This is a genomic window from Pedobacter sp. (assembly GCF_965279535.1).
GTDB lineage: Bacteria > Bacteroidota > Bacteroidia > Sphingobacteriales > Sphingobacteriaceae > Pedobacter.
The window spans coordinates 3533159-3551151 of sequence record NZ_OZ257244.1 but is presented as its reverse complement, the minus strand read 5'-3'; the positions used below and the strand labels follow the sequence as shown (position 1 = coordinate 3551151).

The window sequence follows — 17993 nt, the reverse complement described above, 5'->3', positions numbered from 1 at the left end:
AGTAAAATTTTGCCGGCTCATGGGGTAGTGAAATACGGCTTCGTAACGATTAATAAACGCACTTTTCTCAACAACAGGTGATGTTGCTGAAACAGAATGTTTATGTAAAAAATTTTTAATCATTTCTAGCGTATTAAAACGGCTTTAACTCTATTGAGGTGCAAAGGTTTAAATAATAATTGAGTTACACAATATTTTTTAACTTTTTTACAACTTTTATGTGAATAAAAGACATAAAAAATACACTACAACTGCAGCACCTTTCCAAAATTAACTACGGTAAGCCCTGCTGACCGCAATTGCGGTGCAACTCAATCCCCGTTCGAAATCCTCTTCATCTGTTTATAAATTAGCGTACACAAAAATAATATAGTCGTTTTAACTTAATATTAATTAAAACTACCTCCTGGATAATCACCATTGACATACTTCAGATTCATCTCATTTTTCATCAGGCTAAAGCCATTTTTAACATCTATTAACAACATTTAACATTATCAATTGCTATATAAAACTAATATTTGCATCCGAAACCATCAGCTATTTAGGTTTCCAGATTAGATACATTTTAACCTTCAAATCCCTAATTATGAAAAAATCTACACTAAAAAGTTTTAAATTCCTGGCTTTAATTTTAACCTGCTTTATTGCCATTAGTGCCTGCAAAAAGGACGAGGTAAGCACCACTATTTCTTATTTAAGAACTGTTAATGCTTCTCCAACCCTGGCTACCTACAATGTATATTTAAATGGAAGTGTAATTAATTCGGCGGCTTTACCTTATGCCGGATCGGTAGCTTATACAGCACGTGAAGCGGGATCCTACAGTTTGAAATTTACCACCGCCAGTTCATCAGAAAGCCTGTTTACAAAAAGCGTTACCCTATCTCCTAATGTATATCAGTCTTTTTATTTAATCAATAAAAGCGGTTCATTAGACGGATTAGCCCTTACCGATGATTTAAGTATATCTGCAACAGACAAAGCCTATATCAGGTTTATTAATCTCTCTCCCGATGCTCCGGCAATGGACCTGATTAAAAACGGCACAACTACCGCACTCTTTACGAATAAAGCTTATAAAACTGCTACCGCATTCACACAGGTAGACGCAGGCTCATACGTATTAGATGCAAAAGAAACTGCTTCTGGCACTGTAAAGGCATCATTAACAGGCTTCACTTTCATTGCAGGTTACCATTACGATATTATTTATGGTGGTTTAGTTACGCCTGCAGATGATAGTCAACGCCCGGTAAACCTTCAGGCGGTTTTAATCAAATAACTACCGGTCAAATCTGAAATAGTGAGACAATAAATTTGGATTGCCTTCCATCATGCCCATAACCAGGTCCATGCCTAGTACTGAGAAGGTAATGCCGTTACCCCCAAATCCCAATACAAAATAACTATTGGGAAACTTGGGATGGCTACCAATATAAGGCAATCCATCTTTTGTCTCTCCAAAAGTACCGCACCAGCTAAAATCTGCTAAATAGTTAATATCGGGAAACAGTTTCTTTACCGTTTTAAGAAGTTTAGCTGTCTTTTTATCTAAAAGCAGGTCTCGCTTTACCGCATTTTTAAAATTTTCATCCGCCCCTCCTATCAGTAACCTTTTATCTGCTGTGGTTCTGATATAAGCATAAGGAGCATCCGTGTTCCAGAACAAAGTATTTTCCAATCGCGCAGGTAGTACATCATTTCTTTCGCTAACCATTGCATAAGTACTTTTTAAGTTCACAACCTTTTTGGGCAGCATGGACTGAGTTTCATATCCTGTGCAGTAAATTATTTTTTGCGCTTTAATTTTTGCACCGGTATCAAGTGTTGCAATGACATGGTTTTCCTGATACTTCACTTTAATCAGCTCATTTTTATCAAATACCTGCAATCCTTTGTCTGCATTGAAATGGAGCAAATCGTGAGCGAGTTTAAAAGCATCAACACTGGCACCATCATCAGAAAGTATGGCGCCATAGGCATCAAGACCATAAGTTGACTGGAGTTCTTCAGGTTCAAGCCAGGTAACTTTGAAACCATATTGATTTCTAAGTTCGCATTCCTGTTTTAACCATTTTAAATCTTTTTTATCAGAGGCAAAATAAACAGATTGCTTTCGCTCAAAGCCGGCATTAGAATTAATTTCCTTTACAATATCTTCTAATTTATAAATCGCATCTCTGCAACCCTTGTAGGCTGCAACAGCACCCACTTCGCCAATTTGTTTAATCAGCTGATATAAGGGCACATCAATTTCATATTGTAACATAGAAGTAGTTGCAGAAGAACTTCCGTTTACAACTTCGCGTTTATCTATCAAAACGGTTTTATAACCATGCTGCAAACAGGCATGTGCCATTAATGACCCCGTTATACCGCTACCCACAATCAGCACTTCTGTTTCCAGATCCTGGTGTAAAGAAGGATAAGCATTTAAAAGACCATTTTTTACCAGCCAGTATGGCTTATTAGAGCGAATGTTCATCTTTAATTCCTTTGTTTCAATCTAACAGAGATTAACCGTTTTAGTTTTATTATCCGGTATAAGTTCAACAAAATTACCACCAGGATGTATTACTATTTAGATTAATTAAAAATAATTTGGATTATTAGAATTTGCTCCGTTATTTTGCGACTGTTTAGAATTAATCCAAATAAAATATAGAATGCTTAAAATCAAACCCTTTAGTTTAACGATTCTCCTCTCTTTTTGCGTCCTTTTCTCATACGCACAGCAATTTGCAACTATAAAAGGAAAAGTAACCACTTCTGACGGAAACCCGGCGCCTTTTATTTCGGTTGGATTAAAAGGTAAAAACCAGGGAAATACAACGAATGAGCAGGGTGAATACTCAATCAATCGTGTTAAGGCGGGTACTTACACACTTAAAGCTTCCGCAGTAGGAATCAATTCTTCAGAAAAGACAATAACGATAGCGGCGGGAGAAACAAAAATTATCGACTTCGTATTACAGGAAAATAATCAGGCACTTCAGGAAGTTACAGTAGCAGCGATTAAGAACAAATACAAAGTAAGCCTTCCATCTGCTTCGTTACGTTTAAATGAACCGCTCTTAGAAGCGCCTCAAAACATTCAAACCGTAAGCGATCAGGTGATCAAAGATCAGCAAATCATCAGCATGAGCGATGGATTAATCAGAAATGTGAGTGGTGCTGTTCGTTTAGAACACTGGGGTGATTTGTATACCAATATCACCATGCGTGGTTCGCAGATACAGGCCATGCGCAATGGCTTTAATGTAGTTGCATCTTACTGGGGGCCACTTACTGAAGACGTGAGCTTTGTAGATCATGTTGAGTTTGTAAAAGGTCCGGCTGGCTTTATGTTGGGCAACGGAGATCCGAGCGGAATGTACAATGTAGTTACTAAAAAACCTACCGGAATTAACAAAGGAGAGGTTTCCTTTACTTTGGGAAGTTACGATTTATATAGAACCACTATCGATTTGGATAGAAAACTAACTGCTGATGGCAAACTTTTATTGCGCTTGAACGCAGCGGCACAAACTAAAGGTTCTTTCAGACCTTATGAAGAGAATAATCGCTATAGCTTAGCACCAGTTTTGAGCTATCAGGTTACACCAAGTACTAAAATTACTGCCGAATATACACTTCAAAATGCCCGGATGACAGAAGTGGGTTCGTATTACATCTTCTCTCCCAGCGGTTATGCTACCTATCCAAGAGAAGCTACAATGACACAGCCTGATTTAGGTCCAACCAGAATAAACGATCACAGCTTATTCTTAAACCTTCAGCAAAACATTGGTGCAAACTGGAAATTAACTGCACAAGCCGCTTATTTTAAATATTTGCAAACCGGTAATAGCTCATGGCCATCTGCCGTAAATGCCAATGGTACTGTAATTAGAAATGTTGGCATCTGGGATGCAGAAAGCAGCATGAAACTGGCACAATTATTCATTAACGGTTCAGTTAAAACAGGTGGAATTAATCACCGGATTTTAGCCGGATTTGATGGTGGCAAGAAAAACTATATGGCAGATTGGGGTCAATCTCATGATTTAGATTTACCAACCTCACCATTCGATTTAAACAATCCTAATTTCGGTTTCCCAACAAATGGTTTTCCAAATTTCGATCGCAATACCCCATTAGAACAACGCGCCATCGCTGCCGGAGGTTTAATGGATCAAAAATACCTGAGTGCTTACGCACAGGAAGAATTAGGCTTTTTTAATAATGTGGCTCGCTTAACCCTTGCGGGTCGGTACACTTATGTAAGTCAGTCTGCCTGGGGAGCTGATCCGGATAAAGCAAAGAAATTTGTTCCACGCATCGGTTTGAGTGTATCTATTGATAAAAACACATCCGTTTATGCCGTTCATGACCAGGCCTTCACTCCACAAAGCGGATTAATTCGCAACGGTGGGAATGTTGAGCCCATTACAGGCACCAATAACGAAATCGGCATTAAGAAAGACTGGTTTGGAGGAAAATGGAATACAACCCTTTCGGCATACAGAATTGTTAAACAAAATGAGTTAACTGCTGACCCCAACAATACAGCCAGCGAAAACTTTAGTGTTGTTTTAGGAGAAAAAAGAGCTCAGGGCATTGAATTTGATTTGAGAGGTGAAATTGCATCTGGTTTGCGACTTATTGCAAACTATGCCTATACAGATGCTAAAGTAACAGCGGTAACCAATGGTGTAACCGGAATTAATGTAGGTGATGTGGTTCCTGGATTTGCTAAACATACCTCAAACGCCTGGTTAACTTATACTTTACCGGAGGGAGCACTTAAAGGGTCTGGTATTTCTGCTGGTTTTACGCATCTGGCAGGAAGAGCTACAGATACCTGGAGTGCAGGCTTACAAAAGCTTCCAAACTATTTTAAACTTGATGGTGGTTTATTTTATGAACATGCAAAGTTCAGGGTAACCGGAAACGTGTTTAACATTTTAGACAAGTATTTGTATAGCGGTTCTTACTACTCCTGGCTAAATGCTTATTACTATCAGGCAGAAGCACCAAGGAATTACAGATTAAGTGTAACATACAAATTTTAATATTTTTCCATCAACAGCTTTGGATCAGATCAAAGCTGTTGATTTTTTTAACCTTAAACCTAAAAAATAATGAAAACGAAAATCTCATTACTAGCAATGCTTGTGGTGTTCAGTATTTCAAGTGCTTTTGCACATGCCTTGTGGATCGAAACTGCATCAACCGGAAAAAAAGGACAGGCCCAGGAAGTAAAAATCTTCTTCGGAGAATATGAAGCCAATGAGCCGGATTCGGCAGCCAAATGGTTTAGCAACTTAAAACAATTCAGCCTCGTTTTAACCGCTCCAAACGGTTCTACTAAAGTGTTAACCACTGCTCCAGATGTACATTTCTTTAAAACAAGTTTTACCCCTGATGAGGATGGGACTTATAAACTTTCAATTGTACATGAGGTAAGCGACATTTACGAAAAAGCTAAAATTGAATATTACGCATTTGCTGATGTGGTTGTTGGTAATGCAAAAACCAATAGCGCCTATCCTGCAACTGCGGCATTGACCATAAGACCTGAAAAAAACGTGTTTAAAGTTGGCGAAACTTCAAACCACCAGCTTATCTATAACAATGCGCCTTTTGCTAAACAGAAGTTAACGATAGTAAATCCGGCCAGAAAAGCAGAGCAAACCGAAACTGATGCTACAGGCAAGTTCACTTTCAAGCCAGCTGAAAAAGGAAATTATTTCTTTGAAGCCTTTACAGAAGATAAAACGGCAGGAAAGCTAAATGGTAAAGACTATGAAAAAGTTTGGCACCTGGTTACCTATACTACACAAGTGAAGTAGTAAATTTCAGTATACGCATACCTAACCAATTGACTGATTAAAAGATCAATTGGTTATTTTTATTAAATACAGCTTAATGGCGCTAACAAAACAAAACCAAAAAAAGAGTAAAAAATCGCGCGTAAGGAGGATAAGCGATTGGTTACATTTATGGCTGGGCATTGCTTCAGGTCTGATCGTTTTCCATTTGGGAATAACAGGCTGCATCTTTGCCTTCCAAAAAGAAATCACTGAATTTATCCACAGAAAAGAAGTTTTTGTTGAAGTTCCGGCAAAGCCACAAACTGTTGCATTAAGTACTTTAAAATCGACCGCTGAAAAAGCATTAGGGGGAAAGAAAAAAATTAGTTTCATTACTACTTACAAAGCACCAGACCGCGCCTGGGAATTTGGAACCTATAAAGCTGGAGATCCAAAGGCATTTTGGTATTTTGATTCTATAGATTATTATGATTTAGTACTCATAAATCCATACACAGGAAAAGTTACGTTAGTGGCCGATCATAAATATGAGTTCTTTTCCATTGTTAAAATGCTCCATTGGAGTTTCCTGATTAACCATCCTATTGGGCAGCAGATTATTGGCTGGGCTACATTCATTTTCGTTTTCCTCCTGATTTCGGGTATGGTGATGTGGTGGCCTAAAAATCTAAAGAAATCAAACTTTGATAAAAGCTTCAAAGTGAAATGGAAAGCCAAATTTAAAAGGGTTAATTACGATCTGCATAACGTGTTAGGTTTTTATGTGATGATTATTTGCCTGATGTTAGCCCTAACCGGATTGGTATGGGCATTCCAGTGGTTTCAAGCCACAGTTTATGTAGTGGCTGCCAGAAGTACAACCCCTCCTGCCCAGGTTGATGTTAAATCAGACTCCACTAAAACCATTTCAGCCATCCCCTTTGATGTTGCCTTTGCAGCGGCTAAACAACAGTTCAAAGATGCAGACCGGATAGGAATGTCGCCGGCAGAGGGTGGGGCTGCAACAATTTATGCCACAGGTTACCGAGGAGACGAAACCTACTGGAACTATGATATGATTCAATTTGACCAATATACCGGGAAGTTACTTCATCGGAAAAATCAATCAGAAAAAAATGCAGGAGAGGTCGTTATCGGTATGAACTATGATATCCATGTAGGCGCAGTTTTAGGTCTGCCCGGAAAGATTCTGGCGTTTTTTGCCAGCTTTATTGCAGCAAGCTTACCCATTACCGGGTTCATCATCTGGTGGGGCAAAAAGAAAAAAAAGAAAAATCCCGTAACAGCGGATAATTAAATCCAAACCTATAATCACTATAAAATGAAAATTTTAAACTTAATCTTGATGCTAACAGGCCTGGCAAGCCTTAGCGTTAATGCTCAAACAAAATTGGAGCAAGATAGAAAGGCCATTAAGTCTTTGGCCGGTTTTTATAAAGTTAATTTCAACTATGCAGAAATTACTGCCCCAGATACGGCCTATAAATTCAGTAAACCCTACAGAAGTCATGGAAATGAATGGGCAGAAATCATTGTTGATGAGCCAAAGCGAATCGTTATTCAACACATGCTGGCAATAGATGATAGCACAGTGATCAAACACTGGCGCCAGGACTGGACTTACGAGGATACAGATTTAATGCTTTACACTCAGGATAATGCCTGGAAGAAAGCCAACCTGACCGCAGCAGATGTAAAGGGCAAATGGACACAAAAAGTATATCAGGTTGATGATAGTCCACGTTATCAGGGTTACGGCACATGGAGCCATGTTGGTGGTCATGATGCCTGGCAAAGTGAAACGGATTCGCCTCTACCAAGAAGAGAATCAACTACCCGAAATGATTACAATGTATTAAATCGTGGCAGCAGAATTACCCTTACTAAAGAGGGCTGGATGTTTGAACAAGACAACAAAAAAGTTATCCGTACCCCTCAGGGTGATAAACTTTTAGCTATTGAAAAAGGCTATGAAGAGTTCACCAAAATTGCACCTGAAAAATTTGCTTTTGCGCAAAAATGGTGGGCCAGCCAGGCCAAATATTGGGCAGATGTTCGTTCGGTATGGGCAGACGTGATTGCAGGCAATAACAACCTAAAAGTTCAGACCAAAACCAATGGTAAGTTACTTTATGAGGTACTTTTCGCCTTAGGAGACCAATCGGTTAAAGAAAAATGGACAACCGCACAAAACAAGGAAAAGGTTAAAGCAAGTCTTCAGCCTTACCTGGTAAAATAAATAGTAGTTTGTTAATAGGAGGATGGTTAGTTGCGAAAGCAGCTGACCATTTTTTTTATCCCTAGTCCGTGGCTCAGGGACCGGTTAACTCAGCTTCGTGGCTATTAAGCTTTCACAATGAAGCCTAAAAAAACAAAACACTATATTAGATTTCTTTATCATGAAAAAACTCATTTTAATACTCCTCATGCTGCCTGCATATTGTCTTGCGCAAGATTCGGTCTATGTACGTAAAACCATCAATAAGTTAACTTCAACAGCACTTTGGGGAAGAGGGTACACCAGGGATGGGATGAAAAAAGCGGCTGAATTTATCGCATCCGAATATCAAAAAATAGGCATACAGCCTATGGGTAATGGCTACTTCCAAACTTTCAACTTCCCCGTTAACACCTTTCCAGGTGAAATGAGTGTAGAAATCAACAGCAAAAAATTAATCCCTGGTCAGGATTTTATTGTTAACAATGAAAGCAGGGGATTAAAAGGTAAATTTATACTCAGGCAAATCGACAGCTTAAATTATGAGGGCAATGGGGGCCTTAAAGTTAACCTAAAAGATAAGCTCACCTGGTCTGTTGCAACCGAAAGCCGTCCAGGCCTAACTATCCAACTAAATAAAAAATCGCTTACCGCGCTTCCCGGCGAAATCAAAGTAAATATTGAGAATCAATTCATCAGTAATTTCGAGGCAGCAAACATAAGTGGATTTATTAAAGGAACCCAACATCCCGATTCATTGTTAATCATTACTGCGCACTATGATCACCTGGGAGGAATGGGTAGCAAAACTTATTTTCCCGGAGCCAATGACAATGCCGCAGGCGTGGCTACGCTCTTAAGCCTGGCTAAATATTATGCAATAAATCCTCCACCCTATTCCGTCGGATTTATTTGCTTTGCGGCCGAGGAAGCAGGGCTTATCGGATCGCACTATTTTACCGAAAACCCTCTGATGCCACTTTCAAACATCAAATTTTTACTCAACCTCGACCTGGTTGGAACAGGTGATGCCGGAATGACCGTTGTAAATGCAAGTGTATATCCCAAAGCTTTTAATCAGCTTAACGAAATCAATAATGCGCATCACTACATCAGCAAGATTAATTCAAGGGGCAAAGCGGCCAATAGCGATCATTATTTTTTTACCGAAAAAGGTGTTCCGGCTTTTTTTATCTATACACAGGGAGGCCCTTCCGCTTACCATGACATTTTTGACCAGCCAGAAGCTCTTCCGTTAACAGAATATAACGACCTGTTTAAATTAATTGTTGGTTTCTGTAAAACTCAAATGGAATAATATTTTCCCTACAAGAATAAATCTGCCAACAACTGATAAGATTTGATCCTATCTTCAAAATGTTCTGTAATGGTTACAGCCATTAACTCATCTACATCATAGTCTGCGGCCAATTGCGTTAGCCGTGATTTTACAATATCTGGCGTTCCGTAAATCATCCGCGGTTTATTGGCTTTAATCCGTTCCTGTTCAGCAAAATTATAGCTGATATCCTTAATATCTTCATAACCTGTTGAAGTTAGGCCTCCACCCTTTTCCAGCTGCAAAAACCGATAACTCATCAGTGCCTCCTGTTGCATCACCTTTTCTTCGTCTTCAGAACAGAAAACAAACAGGGCAACATTCTCCTGGGGCGCTTCCAGATCAACCGAAGGTTTAAAATGGTCCCGGTAATATTGAACAGCCTGAGGACCGCCATGTGGGTTGATAAAGTGCGCAAAAGAAAAGCCCATCCCAAAATGAGCGGCAAACATGGCACTTTGACCGCTGCTGCTCAACAGCCATTGCGCAGGAACAGTTTCGGCAATGGGAATGGCCTTTATTTTGGCCTGAATACCTCCATCAGAAGTATCGTGAAGATAGTGTTGTAATTGAACCAATTGTTCTGCAAAATCCTGTTCACTCCAGTTGTTGGATGGATTAAGCATCGAAGCGGTAATGCGGTCTGTTCCCGGTGCCCTGCCCATGCCCAGGTCGATACGTCCGGGATGCAGCACTTCCAGCAGGCGAAAACTTTCGGCAACCTTTAATGCGCTGTGATTAGGCAACATAATGCCGCCAGAACCAATGCGCAGCGTTTGCGTGTGATTAGCGAGATGGGCAATCAAAACTTCGGGTGTAGAGCCCGCTAAACTTGTAGCATTATGATGTTCTGAAACCCAAAAACGATGGTAGCCTAATCGCTCTGTTTCCTGAGCGAGTAAAGTTGTTTCTTCAATTGCCCTGCGGGCATTTACGCCTTTACGCACAGGCGATTGATCCAGTACACTTAATTTAATCTTTTTACTCATATCTTGTTGAACAAATTTATGAGCCTTGAGATTTAATTAATACTGATTATTGCCTTTATGACTTTGATATTATTGCGCTAAAGTTAATTTGACTAAATACTGATCTTCACCATCATCAAAAATGATTTCACTCTCCCAGCCTGTTTCTTTGGCTAGCGTTTTTATGGTTTTTTCATCCACATAAATCCAGTTAAACCAATTACCTTTCTCTCCCTTATATTCATATTGGTAAGAAACCTCTCCATAATATTGATTAAGGGGCTTGGGGGTATCTTCATATAGATAAGCGATATCTGAAGTATCAAATATAAGTTGACCGCCAGGGTTTAAAAGGTTTTTAATATTAACTAAAAAGTCTTTGAAACCTGGTAAAGTTCCGGTTAAACCAATCCCATTCATCAACAACAAAATGGTGTCAAACTTTTCCTGATAACTAAATATATCCTGAACAAAAGCTTTTTTCACACCCCGGTCCTTCATGATGCTTACTGCAGCCTCCGAAATATCAATGGCAGTAACGTCAATATTAAAGGCTTGTAATAATAAAGCATGACTTCCAACCCCTGCTCCAATATCCAGCACTTTACCGGTGCACATGTGCAGTGCCTGTAATTCCAGGACGGGCATATCTTCATCATCCCTAAAGAAAAATTCTACAGGCATTTCTTCTGGTTCTCCATAAGAATTGTGCAACCAAAGCGTATCTGCTTCGCCTGTTCTGTATACATCGGTCAAAGCCTTACCAAAAACGTCCATGCAGCAAAGATAAGGAACAGGTAGCAGAAAAGTAGTTAGTACGGAGTACTTAGTATTTAGACATTGTGCCTAACATGGTCAGTGTTGATACTTTTTCAAGTAGTTGGTACCTAGTCGTTAGTATTTAGACAGCAGGGCGGCAGTCTTGATACTTTCTACTTTCTACTTTCTCCCTACACCCCTACAAAACCTCAAACTCCTGATGATATTCCGGAATAGCCACATGCTTAAATCCATGATCTTTTAACCGGGTGGCAAAATTTTGCTGTACATCGTACTCCCCATGAACCAAAAAGAGTTGTTTCACTTTGGCCGGATCCTGACAAGATAAAAACTGTAGCAAATCTTCATAATCGCCATGTGCGCTCATCGATTTAATCGAGCGAACCTCTGCCTTTACCTCATAATCTTCTCTAAAGATATCAACTACCTTTTGCCCTGCAATCAGTCGACCGCCCAAAGAAGAAGGCTCACAATAGCCCACCATCAAAATGGTGTTTTTGGAGTTGCTGATGTTATTACGAATGTGATGTTTTACCCGCCCTGCTTCTGCCATTCCCGATGCGGAGATGATGACACAAGGTCGAGGATCATTATTGAGTGCCTTTGATTCTTCTAAACTTTCGATAAACCGAAGCCCTTTGAATGCAAAAACATCATGATCTATTTTTAATGTTTCTTTCACACCATTATTATAAACCTCTGGGTGACTTTTTAAAATCTCAGTAGCCTTTGATGATAGGGGGCTATCTACATAATAAGCTACATCAGGAAGTTTACCTTTAAGTTCCAATCCATTTAAGGCATATAGCAACTCCTGGGTTCTGCCAACACTAAATGCCGGGATAATCACTTTACCCTTTTTTATTTTGCAGGTATTTTGAATGATCTCCAGAAGCATATCTTCAATAGGATCCAGATCTTTGTGAAGGGAATCTCCATAGGTTGATTCCATAATGATATAATCTGCCTGAGCAAATTGCTGTGGGCTTTTCAAGAGCAAATCCCCATAGCGGCCAACATCACCGGAAAAGGTAACCTTAATCTGTTTTCCTTCTTCTGTAATGGTTAAATGTACTGCTGCACTGCCTAAAATATGACCCGCATCGGTAAATTTGAGGCGAATACCAGGTTCAATTTCAAAATCCTCCTCGTATGCTACAATTTTCATTTGGCTTACAGCCTTCACAACATCATCGTCTGTATACAAAGGTTCTTCAGGTTGTTCTCCATCACGGAGGTGGCGGTTAGCAAACTCTGCATCCTGCATTTGAATTTTTGCAGAATCCATCATTAAAATACGGGCGAGATCCATGGTAGCGGCCGTGCAGAATATCTTTCCACTAAAACCATCGGCTACTAATTTGGGTAACAATCCACAATGATCAATATGGGCATGAGACAATACCAGATAGGTTACTTTGTGGGGATCAAAACCAAAATAATCATTTAGTTTTTCTGTAACAGCCCCCATTCCCTGAAAGAGGCCACAATCTAGTAATATTTGAGTATTATTTTTTAGGGTAATGAGGTGCTTGCTTCCCGTAACTGTACGGGCGGCACCATGAAAAGCAATCTTCATTTAATGGCGGTTAGAAATATAGAGAATAAAAATGCCGGATATTTCCGGCACTTCCAATTCTTTATGCATTTATTTCTGCTATTTTATCTTTAACCTTATCTGCCACACCTGAGGCCTTGTCTGCAATACCTGCAAGTTTTTCTTTAGACGCATCTAAAATTCCAGCCAACCAATCTGAAACTTTTCCTTTAATCTCACTGGAAGAATCTGAAGATAATGCCAATGCAATGGTTGCTCCAAGTGCAGCTCCTGCCAGTACGCCTACTATAATTTTTGTTTCCTTTTTCATAATAAATGATTTTAAATGGTAATTCAATTAACACTTGATTATTTTATCTGAGCAATACCTGATTGATGATACAACAACTTTAGTTTGTCAACATTAATAACATAAATTTGCCACAGCTGTTTTATTTTTTACAACATTCAAGCCAAAATACATGAAAAACGTCTTTTTTATCGATTTAGATAATACCATTTATTTTACGAAACCCAACGAGAAACAGTTAATGAGCGGTTTATATTCACTTTTAGAAACAGAAGATTTAGGAATTACGCCAGAGCAATACCTTTTGGCAAAAGCAGATATGCTGAGGATTCCGTTCCAAAAAGTAGCCAGCAAGTATGGCTTTAAGCAAAGCGCTATAGATCATGCAATTGCGTATCTTAAAAACGGTGAAGTAACTGAACCGCTTTCACCCGGAGAAGATTATCATTATATTAAAAAGCTAAAAGGAAGAAAGTTTATCGTTACCGCTGGATTTTTAAAGAAGCAAACCACCAAAGTAAAAATGCTGGGCATAGCCGATGATTTTGAAGCAGTGTATGTTGTAGATGCAAGCACATCCAACGAAAGCAAAAGAGACGCTTTTAAAGCCCTTATAACAAAACATGGGTTTAACCCGGATGATATTCTCGTAATAGGTGATGATGCAGAATCAGAAATTAAATTTGGCCTTGAATTAGGCCTTTCTACCTTTCTCCTGGATCCTGAAAACAGATACCCAAATGCAGAATCAACCTTTAGGGCCAAAGATTTAAAACAACTGTTAAAAGCAGCAGGCCAGTAAATAAAAAAGTCCCGATTTTCATCGGGACTTCCTTAATTATCCTCTTCCGCCTCTTGAAGATCTTCCTCCTTCAGAATTTCCTCTTTCAGCACCACCTCTGTTTTGTTGTTGAGGGGCTTCCATCCTTCTTTGCTCCTGGCGTTGTTGCATTTGTTGTTGCTGTTGTGCCCTTTGCTGCTGTGCCTGCGCTTCTCGCTGTTGTTGCGCTTGCTGACGTTGCTGATCTTGTTGCGCACGTTGCTGCTGCATTTGCTCGTTATTACGCTGAGCTCTCTGCTGTTCCATTTGCTGACGTTGCTCCTGTGCCTGTGCATTACGTTGTTGTTGCATCTGCTCATTACGTTGGGCTCTTTGCTGCTCAGCCTGTGCAGACCGCTGCTGTTCTACCTGTTGCTGGCGTTGTTGCATTTGCGCATCACGCTGATTACGCTGCTGCTCCTGGCTCACCCGATCTTGCTGTGAACGTTCAAAACGTTGCGCCTGCTGTTCACGTTGTTGCTGACCGCGTTCAGTATTACTTCCTTGTCTGTTTCTCCAATCCGAACTGTTATTCTGACCTGAAGATTGTGGTCTGCCATTCGCATCTCTGTTAAATCTATCGTCTCGGTTAGCTGATTGGTTATTACCACGATTACTATTAGGCTCATTGCCTCTGTTCGGTTGCCCTACGGTACGATCAGGACGTGTTCCAAACCTGTTATCGTTTCCATTGTTGCCTCTGTTATCACGATTGGCCATGCTTTCTCTTCCGTTTCTGGTAAAGCCTGCATTTCCACGATCAAACTTTTTAGGTGCTGCACTGCGATTATCTACATTACGCTCTGCTCTTGGTCTGTAAATAGATACCTCACGACCACCAACCCTGCTTGCGCCTGGTCTGTTACTTTGCGAGAATCGGTACACCCTTACATCACGATTAGTTGCGCGTCTGATATCTTCTGCCCTCGGACCTCCATAATAAGTTCTTCTGTTATATACATAAGTATTATTGATGATGGTGGTATTGCGGATGTAAACATTATTCCTTCCATAATCATATCTCGGGAAAGTATTTACATAAATGTTCGCCTGAGGGATAAAATTCCAGCAATAATCAGGAACTACATACCTTCTGCCAAAACTGATGTTGATGCTGATACTAGGTGCCATAGGTGCCCAGCCATAATAACCATCTCCGCTTCTCCAATCTACCCATGCCGGACCCCAATTAGTATCTGGCAACCAAATCCATTGTCTGTAACTATTATATACCCAACGCCCGTAGTGGAAAGGAGCCCAGCCCCAGTCGTAGTTCGAAACCCAGGTATTTCCGTATTCAGTCATTACCCATCTTCCATTTGTATAATAAGGGCGAAAATCTGCCTGATTTACATCTGGCCGCCAAACATATCCGTACTGAGGATCCTGAATCCAGGTTCCATAAGGCGAAAGTTCATCGTAAAAAGTTTGAAGAGAGACATTGCCATCATTGTAATATTCATCATCCTGATAGCTGTCAGGGTAGTCTTGCGCCCTGACCAAGGTTGTGGTTCCGGCAAGGAGCGCAAAAAGCCCCAGCACAAGTGCCGATTTTTTCAGTGTTTTCATTTGTGTGTTTTTTATATTAACCTAACATTGTGTGTGTATCAATTAGAGAACCAAAACCATTTAAGGTTTAATATGCTTGCATAGTTTTTTTGGTTTTCCTTAAAATATTGCCTCCCAGGGCATATTTAACTCTTATTTAACGTTTTGCGGCTGATATAATTGTGCAGAAAAGCAGTCATATAAAAATAAAATTTGCTACACCTTGCCATAGAAAAGAGATTATACTGCCACAACCTTAAACTTTAAAACTTAAATTCTATTAATTGTCAGTATTTTTACCCCATGCAAAACGGCACCTTATATCTTATTCCTGTTCCTTTAGCTGAAGAAGCAGCACATAAAACTTTTACTCCTTATTTGGTAGATACCATTAACCAAATTGACACTTATATTGTTGAAAACAGCAAAACTGCCAGGAAATTTTTAAAAGAAGCAGGGTTAAAAACACCTCAAAAAGATCTGATTGTTCATGATTATGGTAAACATAACCGCAACAACCTTGCGCCTTTCTTTAATGAACTTAGCCATGGAAAAGATGTAGGTTTAATGAGTGAGGCCGGATGTCCCGGAGTTGCTGATCCGGGGGCAGAGATTGTTGCCGAGGCTCATAAGAGAGGTATAAAAGTAGTTCCGCTAGTGGGCCCAAGTTCTATTTTACTGGCTTTAATGGCATCAGGCTTCAACGGCCAGAGTTTTACCTTTTGGGGATACCTTCCTATCGACAAGGAACAACGCAGCAAGCGCATTAAAGATTTAGAGGTATCGGCCACCCGCTATAAACAAACACAGTTGTTTATTGAAACACCTTTTAGAAACAATCAGCTTTTAGAAGAAATTTTAAAAAGCTGTAAGCCCAATACCCAGCTTTGTATAGCCTGCAATATCACGGCGACAGACGAGTTTATCAAAACACAAAGCATTGCACAATGGCGCAAAGAAGAGATAGATTTACATAAAAAGCCAACGATTTTCCTGCTTTCTTAAATCATGGACAAGCCTTTGATACTTCAGGTAAGTACGGATATCCGGCTGGAATTAATTAACGAGCATCATGCCGAGGATTTATTTACCTGTATTGATGCCAATAGAGCCCACCTGGCGCAGTTTTTACCTTGGGTTGGGTTTATGAATGTAGTAGCAGATGTTTCGGCTTACATTCAAACTTGTAAAAAGCTCCAGGAAGAAGATAAGGAGATTAGCTTTGTTATTATTTATCAAAACAAGCTTGCAGGCAGAATTGGCTTACATCACATTCAAACGGCCAATCGCAGTGCTGCAATCGGTTATTGGCTAGCTAAAACTGCGGTTGGTAAAGGTATTATGCTCAATTCATGCAAAAAACTTATTGATTATGGCTTTGGTGCGATGGCTTTAAACCGGATTGAAATTAAGGCTGCAACACAAAACCTGAGCAGCCAGGCTATCCCTGAGAAATTAAATTTTATTAAAGAGGGGATTATGAGACAAGCTGAAGTAGTTAACAATAACTTTCTTGACCTGGTACTTTATTCCATGTTGAGGGAAGAGTGGCAGGAGAGACAATCCTTGCAAAATCTTTAAAGATATACCAACGTCCCTTCAAAAAGAAATGATACCGGCTACCGATACATGCCCTTGCCATCGATAAATTCAATCACTTTATCTGGCAGGAAAAACTGAACATTCTTTTTTTCCTTTATCGCTTTGCGGATAAAGGTTGAAGATATTTCCATTAAAGGGGTTTGAGTAAAAGTTATAGCAGGATGGTTTTCCCAGTCACTTACATCTGCCCCCGGCCGCGGGTAAACATAAATCTGGTAGTTTTTGAGTAACACCTCATAGTTCTTCCATTTTTTTAATGACACCAGGTTATCAGCGCCCATAATTAAAATAAACTCCCTGTCTGGGTATTTCTCATGCAGATGCGCGAGGGTATCAATGGTGTAAGACGGTTGAGGTAGTGTGAATTCAATGTCGCTTACGCGGATATGTTCGGTATTTTCGGTAGCCAGCCTAGCCATTTCAAGGCGGTCGTACATATTCGTTAAGCCTTTTTTATCCTTTAGTGGATTATGTGGCGAAACCACCAGCCAAACTTCCTCAAGCGCTGTATAATTGGCCAGGTAATTGGCCATAATTAAATGTCCGGTGTGTATAGGGTTATATGAACCAAAGAAGAGGCCTGTTTTCAGTTTACGGTTTTCAGTTATCATTTAGCAGTTTCTAACTAGCGATCGAAAATTACAAAGAACCATATTTTTCAGGATTATTCATCATGTGATTGAGTAATTTCCCAACTTCGTCACATTGATCTGTAAGCTTAGCATATTGATCTACCGTTATATAATTACATGCTAATGCAAACTTCAACCAACCCTTAGTTTCACTATTCTCCATATCACTATCAGAGAGTTTACTGATAAAATGTGCTTTATATCTGCGTTTTCTATAGGCTTCAATTAAGCAAATATTAGTAGATCGAGACGACCTTCTTATTTGATCAGTAAGCGAATACATTTCTTCTTTTGGAAAAAATTTACTCATTTCAAATATTTCCATGGCCAATTGAAATGATTTCTTATAGGCTAATAAATCAAAAAAATCTCCCATTAGAATTGTTCATTACTGTTGGAACCGTTTGCTGTTTAGGACGC

At 39.7% G+C, this 17993-nt stretch carries 17 protein-coding genes; 9 read left to right on the top strand and 8 right to left on the bottom strand.

Going from position 1 to position 17993, the window contains the following annotated elements:
- Window positions 1-589 precede the first annotated feature (589 nt).
- Window positions 590-1285, top strand: a complete 696-nt coding sequence (locus ACQY77_RS14440; RefSeq protein ID WP_421941455.1) for a DUF4397 domain-containing protein — start codon at window positions 590-592, stop codon at window positions 1283-1285.
- Here ACQY77_RS14440 and ACQY77_RS14435 read toward each other — a convergent pair whose 3' ends face one another.
- Window positions 1286-2488: an NAD(P)/FAD-dependent oxidoreductase gene (locus tag ACQY77_RS14435; protein ID WP_421941456.1), complete on the bottom strand. Its 1203-nt coding sequence runs from the start codon at window positions 2486-2488 to the stop codon at window positions 1286-1288. It abuts the gene before it with no gap.
- 181 nt (window positions 2489-2669) lie between these two features.
- On the opposite strand from ACQY77_RS14435, the gene ACQY77_RS14430 reads away from it, so the two are divergent.
- The 5 genes from ACQY77_RS14430 (at window position 2670) to ACQY77_RS14410 (ending at window position 9355) form a co-directional block, all read left to right on the top strand.
- Window positions 2670-5057, top strand: coding sequence for a TonB-dependent siderophore receptor (locus tag ACQY77_RS14430; protein WP_421941457.1), 2388 nt, complete (start codon window positions 2670-2672; stop codon window positions 5055-5057).
- Between the two features lie 69 nt (window positions 5058-5126).
- Window positions 5127-5837: a DUF4198 domain-containing protein gene (locus ACQY77_RS14425; protein WP_421941458.1), complete on the top strand. Its 711-nt coding sequence runs from the start codon at window positions 5127-5129 to the stop codon at window positions 5835-5837.
- 76 nt (window positions 5838-5913) lie between these two features.
- Window positions 5914-7116 carry a PepSY-associated TM helix domain-containing protein gene (locus ACQY77_RS14420; protein WP_421941459.1) on the top strand — a complete coding sequence of 401 codons (1203 nt, stop codon included), beginning with the start codon at window positions 5914-5916 and terminating at the stop codon, window positions 7114-7116.
- Window positions 7117-7140: 24 nt separating this feature from the next.
- Window positions 7141-8058, top strand: coding sequence for a DUF6607 family protein (locus tag ACQY77_RS14415; RefSeq protein WP_421941460.1), 918 nt, complete (start codon window positions 7141-7143; stop codon window positions 8056-8058).
- A 160-nt stretch (window positions 8059-8218) separates the two neighbouring features.
- Entirely contained in the window at window positions 8219-9355 is a 1137-nt protein-coding gene (locus ACQY77_RS14410; RefSeq protein ID WP_421941461.1) for a M28 family metallopeptidase, read from the top strand.
- An 8-nt stretch (window positions 9356-9363) separates the two neighbouring features.
- Here the strand turns inward: ACQY77_RS14410 and ACQY77_RS14405 are convergent, their stop codons facing one another.
- The 4 genes from ACQY77_RS14405 to ACQY77_RS14390 form a co-directional block, all read right to left on the bottom strand.
- The gene (locus ACQY77_RS14405; protein ID WP_421941462.1) at window positions 9364-10365 is read right to left on the bottom strand and encodes an LLM class flavin-dependent oxidoreductase; all 1002 of its coding nucleotides are present in this window, start codon (window positions 10363-10365) and stop codon (window positions 9364-9366) included.
- Window positions 10366-10434: 69 nt separating this feature from the next.
- Window positions 10435-11121 carry a class I SAM-dependent methyltransferase gene (locus ACQY77_RS14400; protein WP_421941463.1) on the bottom strand — a complete coding sequence of 229 codons (687 nt, stop codon included), beginning with the start codon at window positions 11119-11121 and terminating at the stop codon, window positions 10435-10437.
- Between the two features lie 181 nt (window positions 11122-11302).
- Window positions 11303-12703, bottom strand: a complete 1401-nt coding sequence (locus ACQY77_RS14395) for an MBL fold metallo-hydrolase RNA specificity domain-containing protein (protein WP_421941464.1) — start codon at window positions 12701-12703, stop codon at window positions 11303-11305.
- Between the two features lie 61 nt (window positions 12704-12764).
- Window positions 12765-12992 carry a YtxH domain-containing protein gene (locus ACQY77_RS14390; protein ID WP_421941465.1) on the bottom strand — a complete coding sequence of 76 codons (228 nt, stop codon included), beginning with the start codon at window positions 12990-12992 and terminating at the stop codon, window positions 12765-12767.
- Window positions 12993-13143: 151 nt separating this feature from the next.
- On the opposite strand from ACQY77_RS14390, the gene ACQY77_RS14385 reads away from it, so the two are divergent.
- Window positions 13144-13773: an HAD family hydrolase gene (locus ACQY77_RS14385; protein ID WP_421941466.1), complete on the top strand. Its 630-nt coding sequence runs from the start codon at window positions 13144-13146 to the stop codon at window positions 13771-13773.
- A gap of 36 nt (window positions 13774-13809) precedes the next feature.
- Here the strand turns inward: ACQY77_RS14385 and ACQY77_RS14380 are convergent, their stop codons facing one another.
- Window positions 13810-15360: a DUF6600 domain-containing protein gene (locus tag ACQY77_RS14380; RefSeq protein ID WP_421941467.1), complete on the bottom strand. Its 1551-nt coding sequence runs from the start codon at window positions 15358-15360 to the stop codon at window positions 13810-13812.
- 282 nt (window positions 15361-15642) lie between these two features.
- Between ACQY77_RS14380 and ACQY77_RS14375 the strand changes: the two genes are divergently transcribed.
- Both ACQY77_RS14375 and ACQY77_RS14370 read left to right on the top strand, forming a co-directional pair.
- Window positions 15643-16344, top strand: coding sequence for an SAM-dependent methyltransferase (locus tag ACQY77_RS14375; protein WP_421941468.1), 702 nt, complete (start codon window positions 15643-15645; stop codon window positions 16342-16344).
- A gap of 3 nt (window positions 16345-16347) precedes the next feature.
- Complete coding sequence (locus tag ACQY77_RS14370; protein WP_421941469.1) at window positions 16348-16920, top strand: GNAT family N-acetyltransferase; 573 nt, start codon at window positions 16348-16350, stop codon at window positions 16918-16920.
- Window positions 16921-16958: 38 nt separating this feature from the next.
- Here ACQY77_RS14370 and nadD read toward each other — a convergent pair whose 3' ends face one another.
- Entirely contained in the window at window positions 16959-17552 is a 594-nt protein-coding gene (nadD, locus tag ACQY77_RS14365; RefSeq protein WP_421941470.1) for a nicotinate (nicotinamide) nucleotide adenylyltransferase, read from the bottom strand.
- A gap of 28 nt (window positions 17553-17580) precedes the next feature.
- On the bottom strand, window positions 17581-17949 hold the full coding sequence (locus tag ACQY77_RS14360) for a four helix bundle protein (protein ID WP_421941471.1): 369 nt from the start codon (window positions 17947-17949) through the stop codon (window positions 17581-17583).
- Window positions 17950-17993 lie beyond the last annotated feature (44 nt).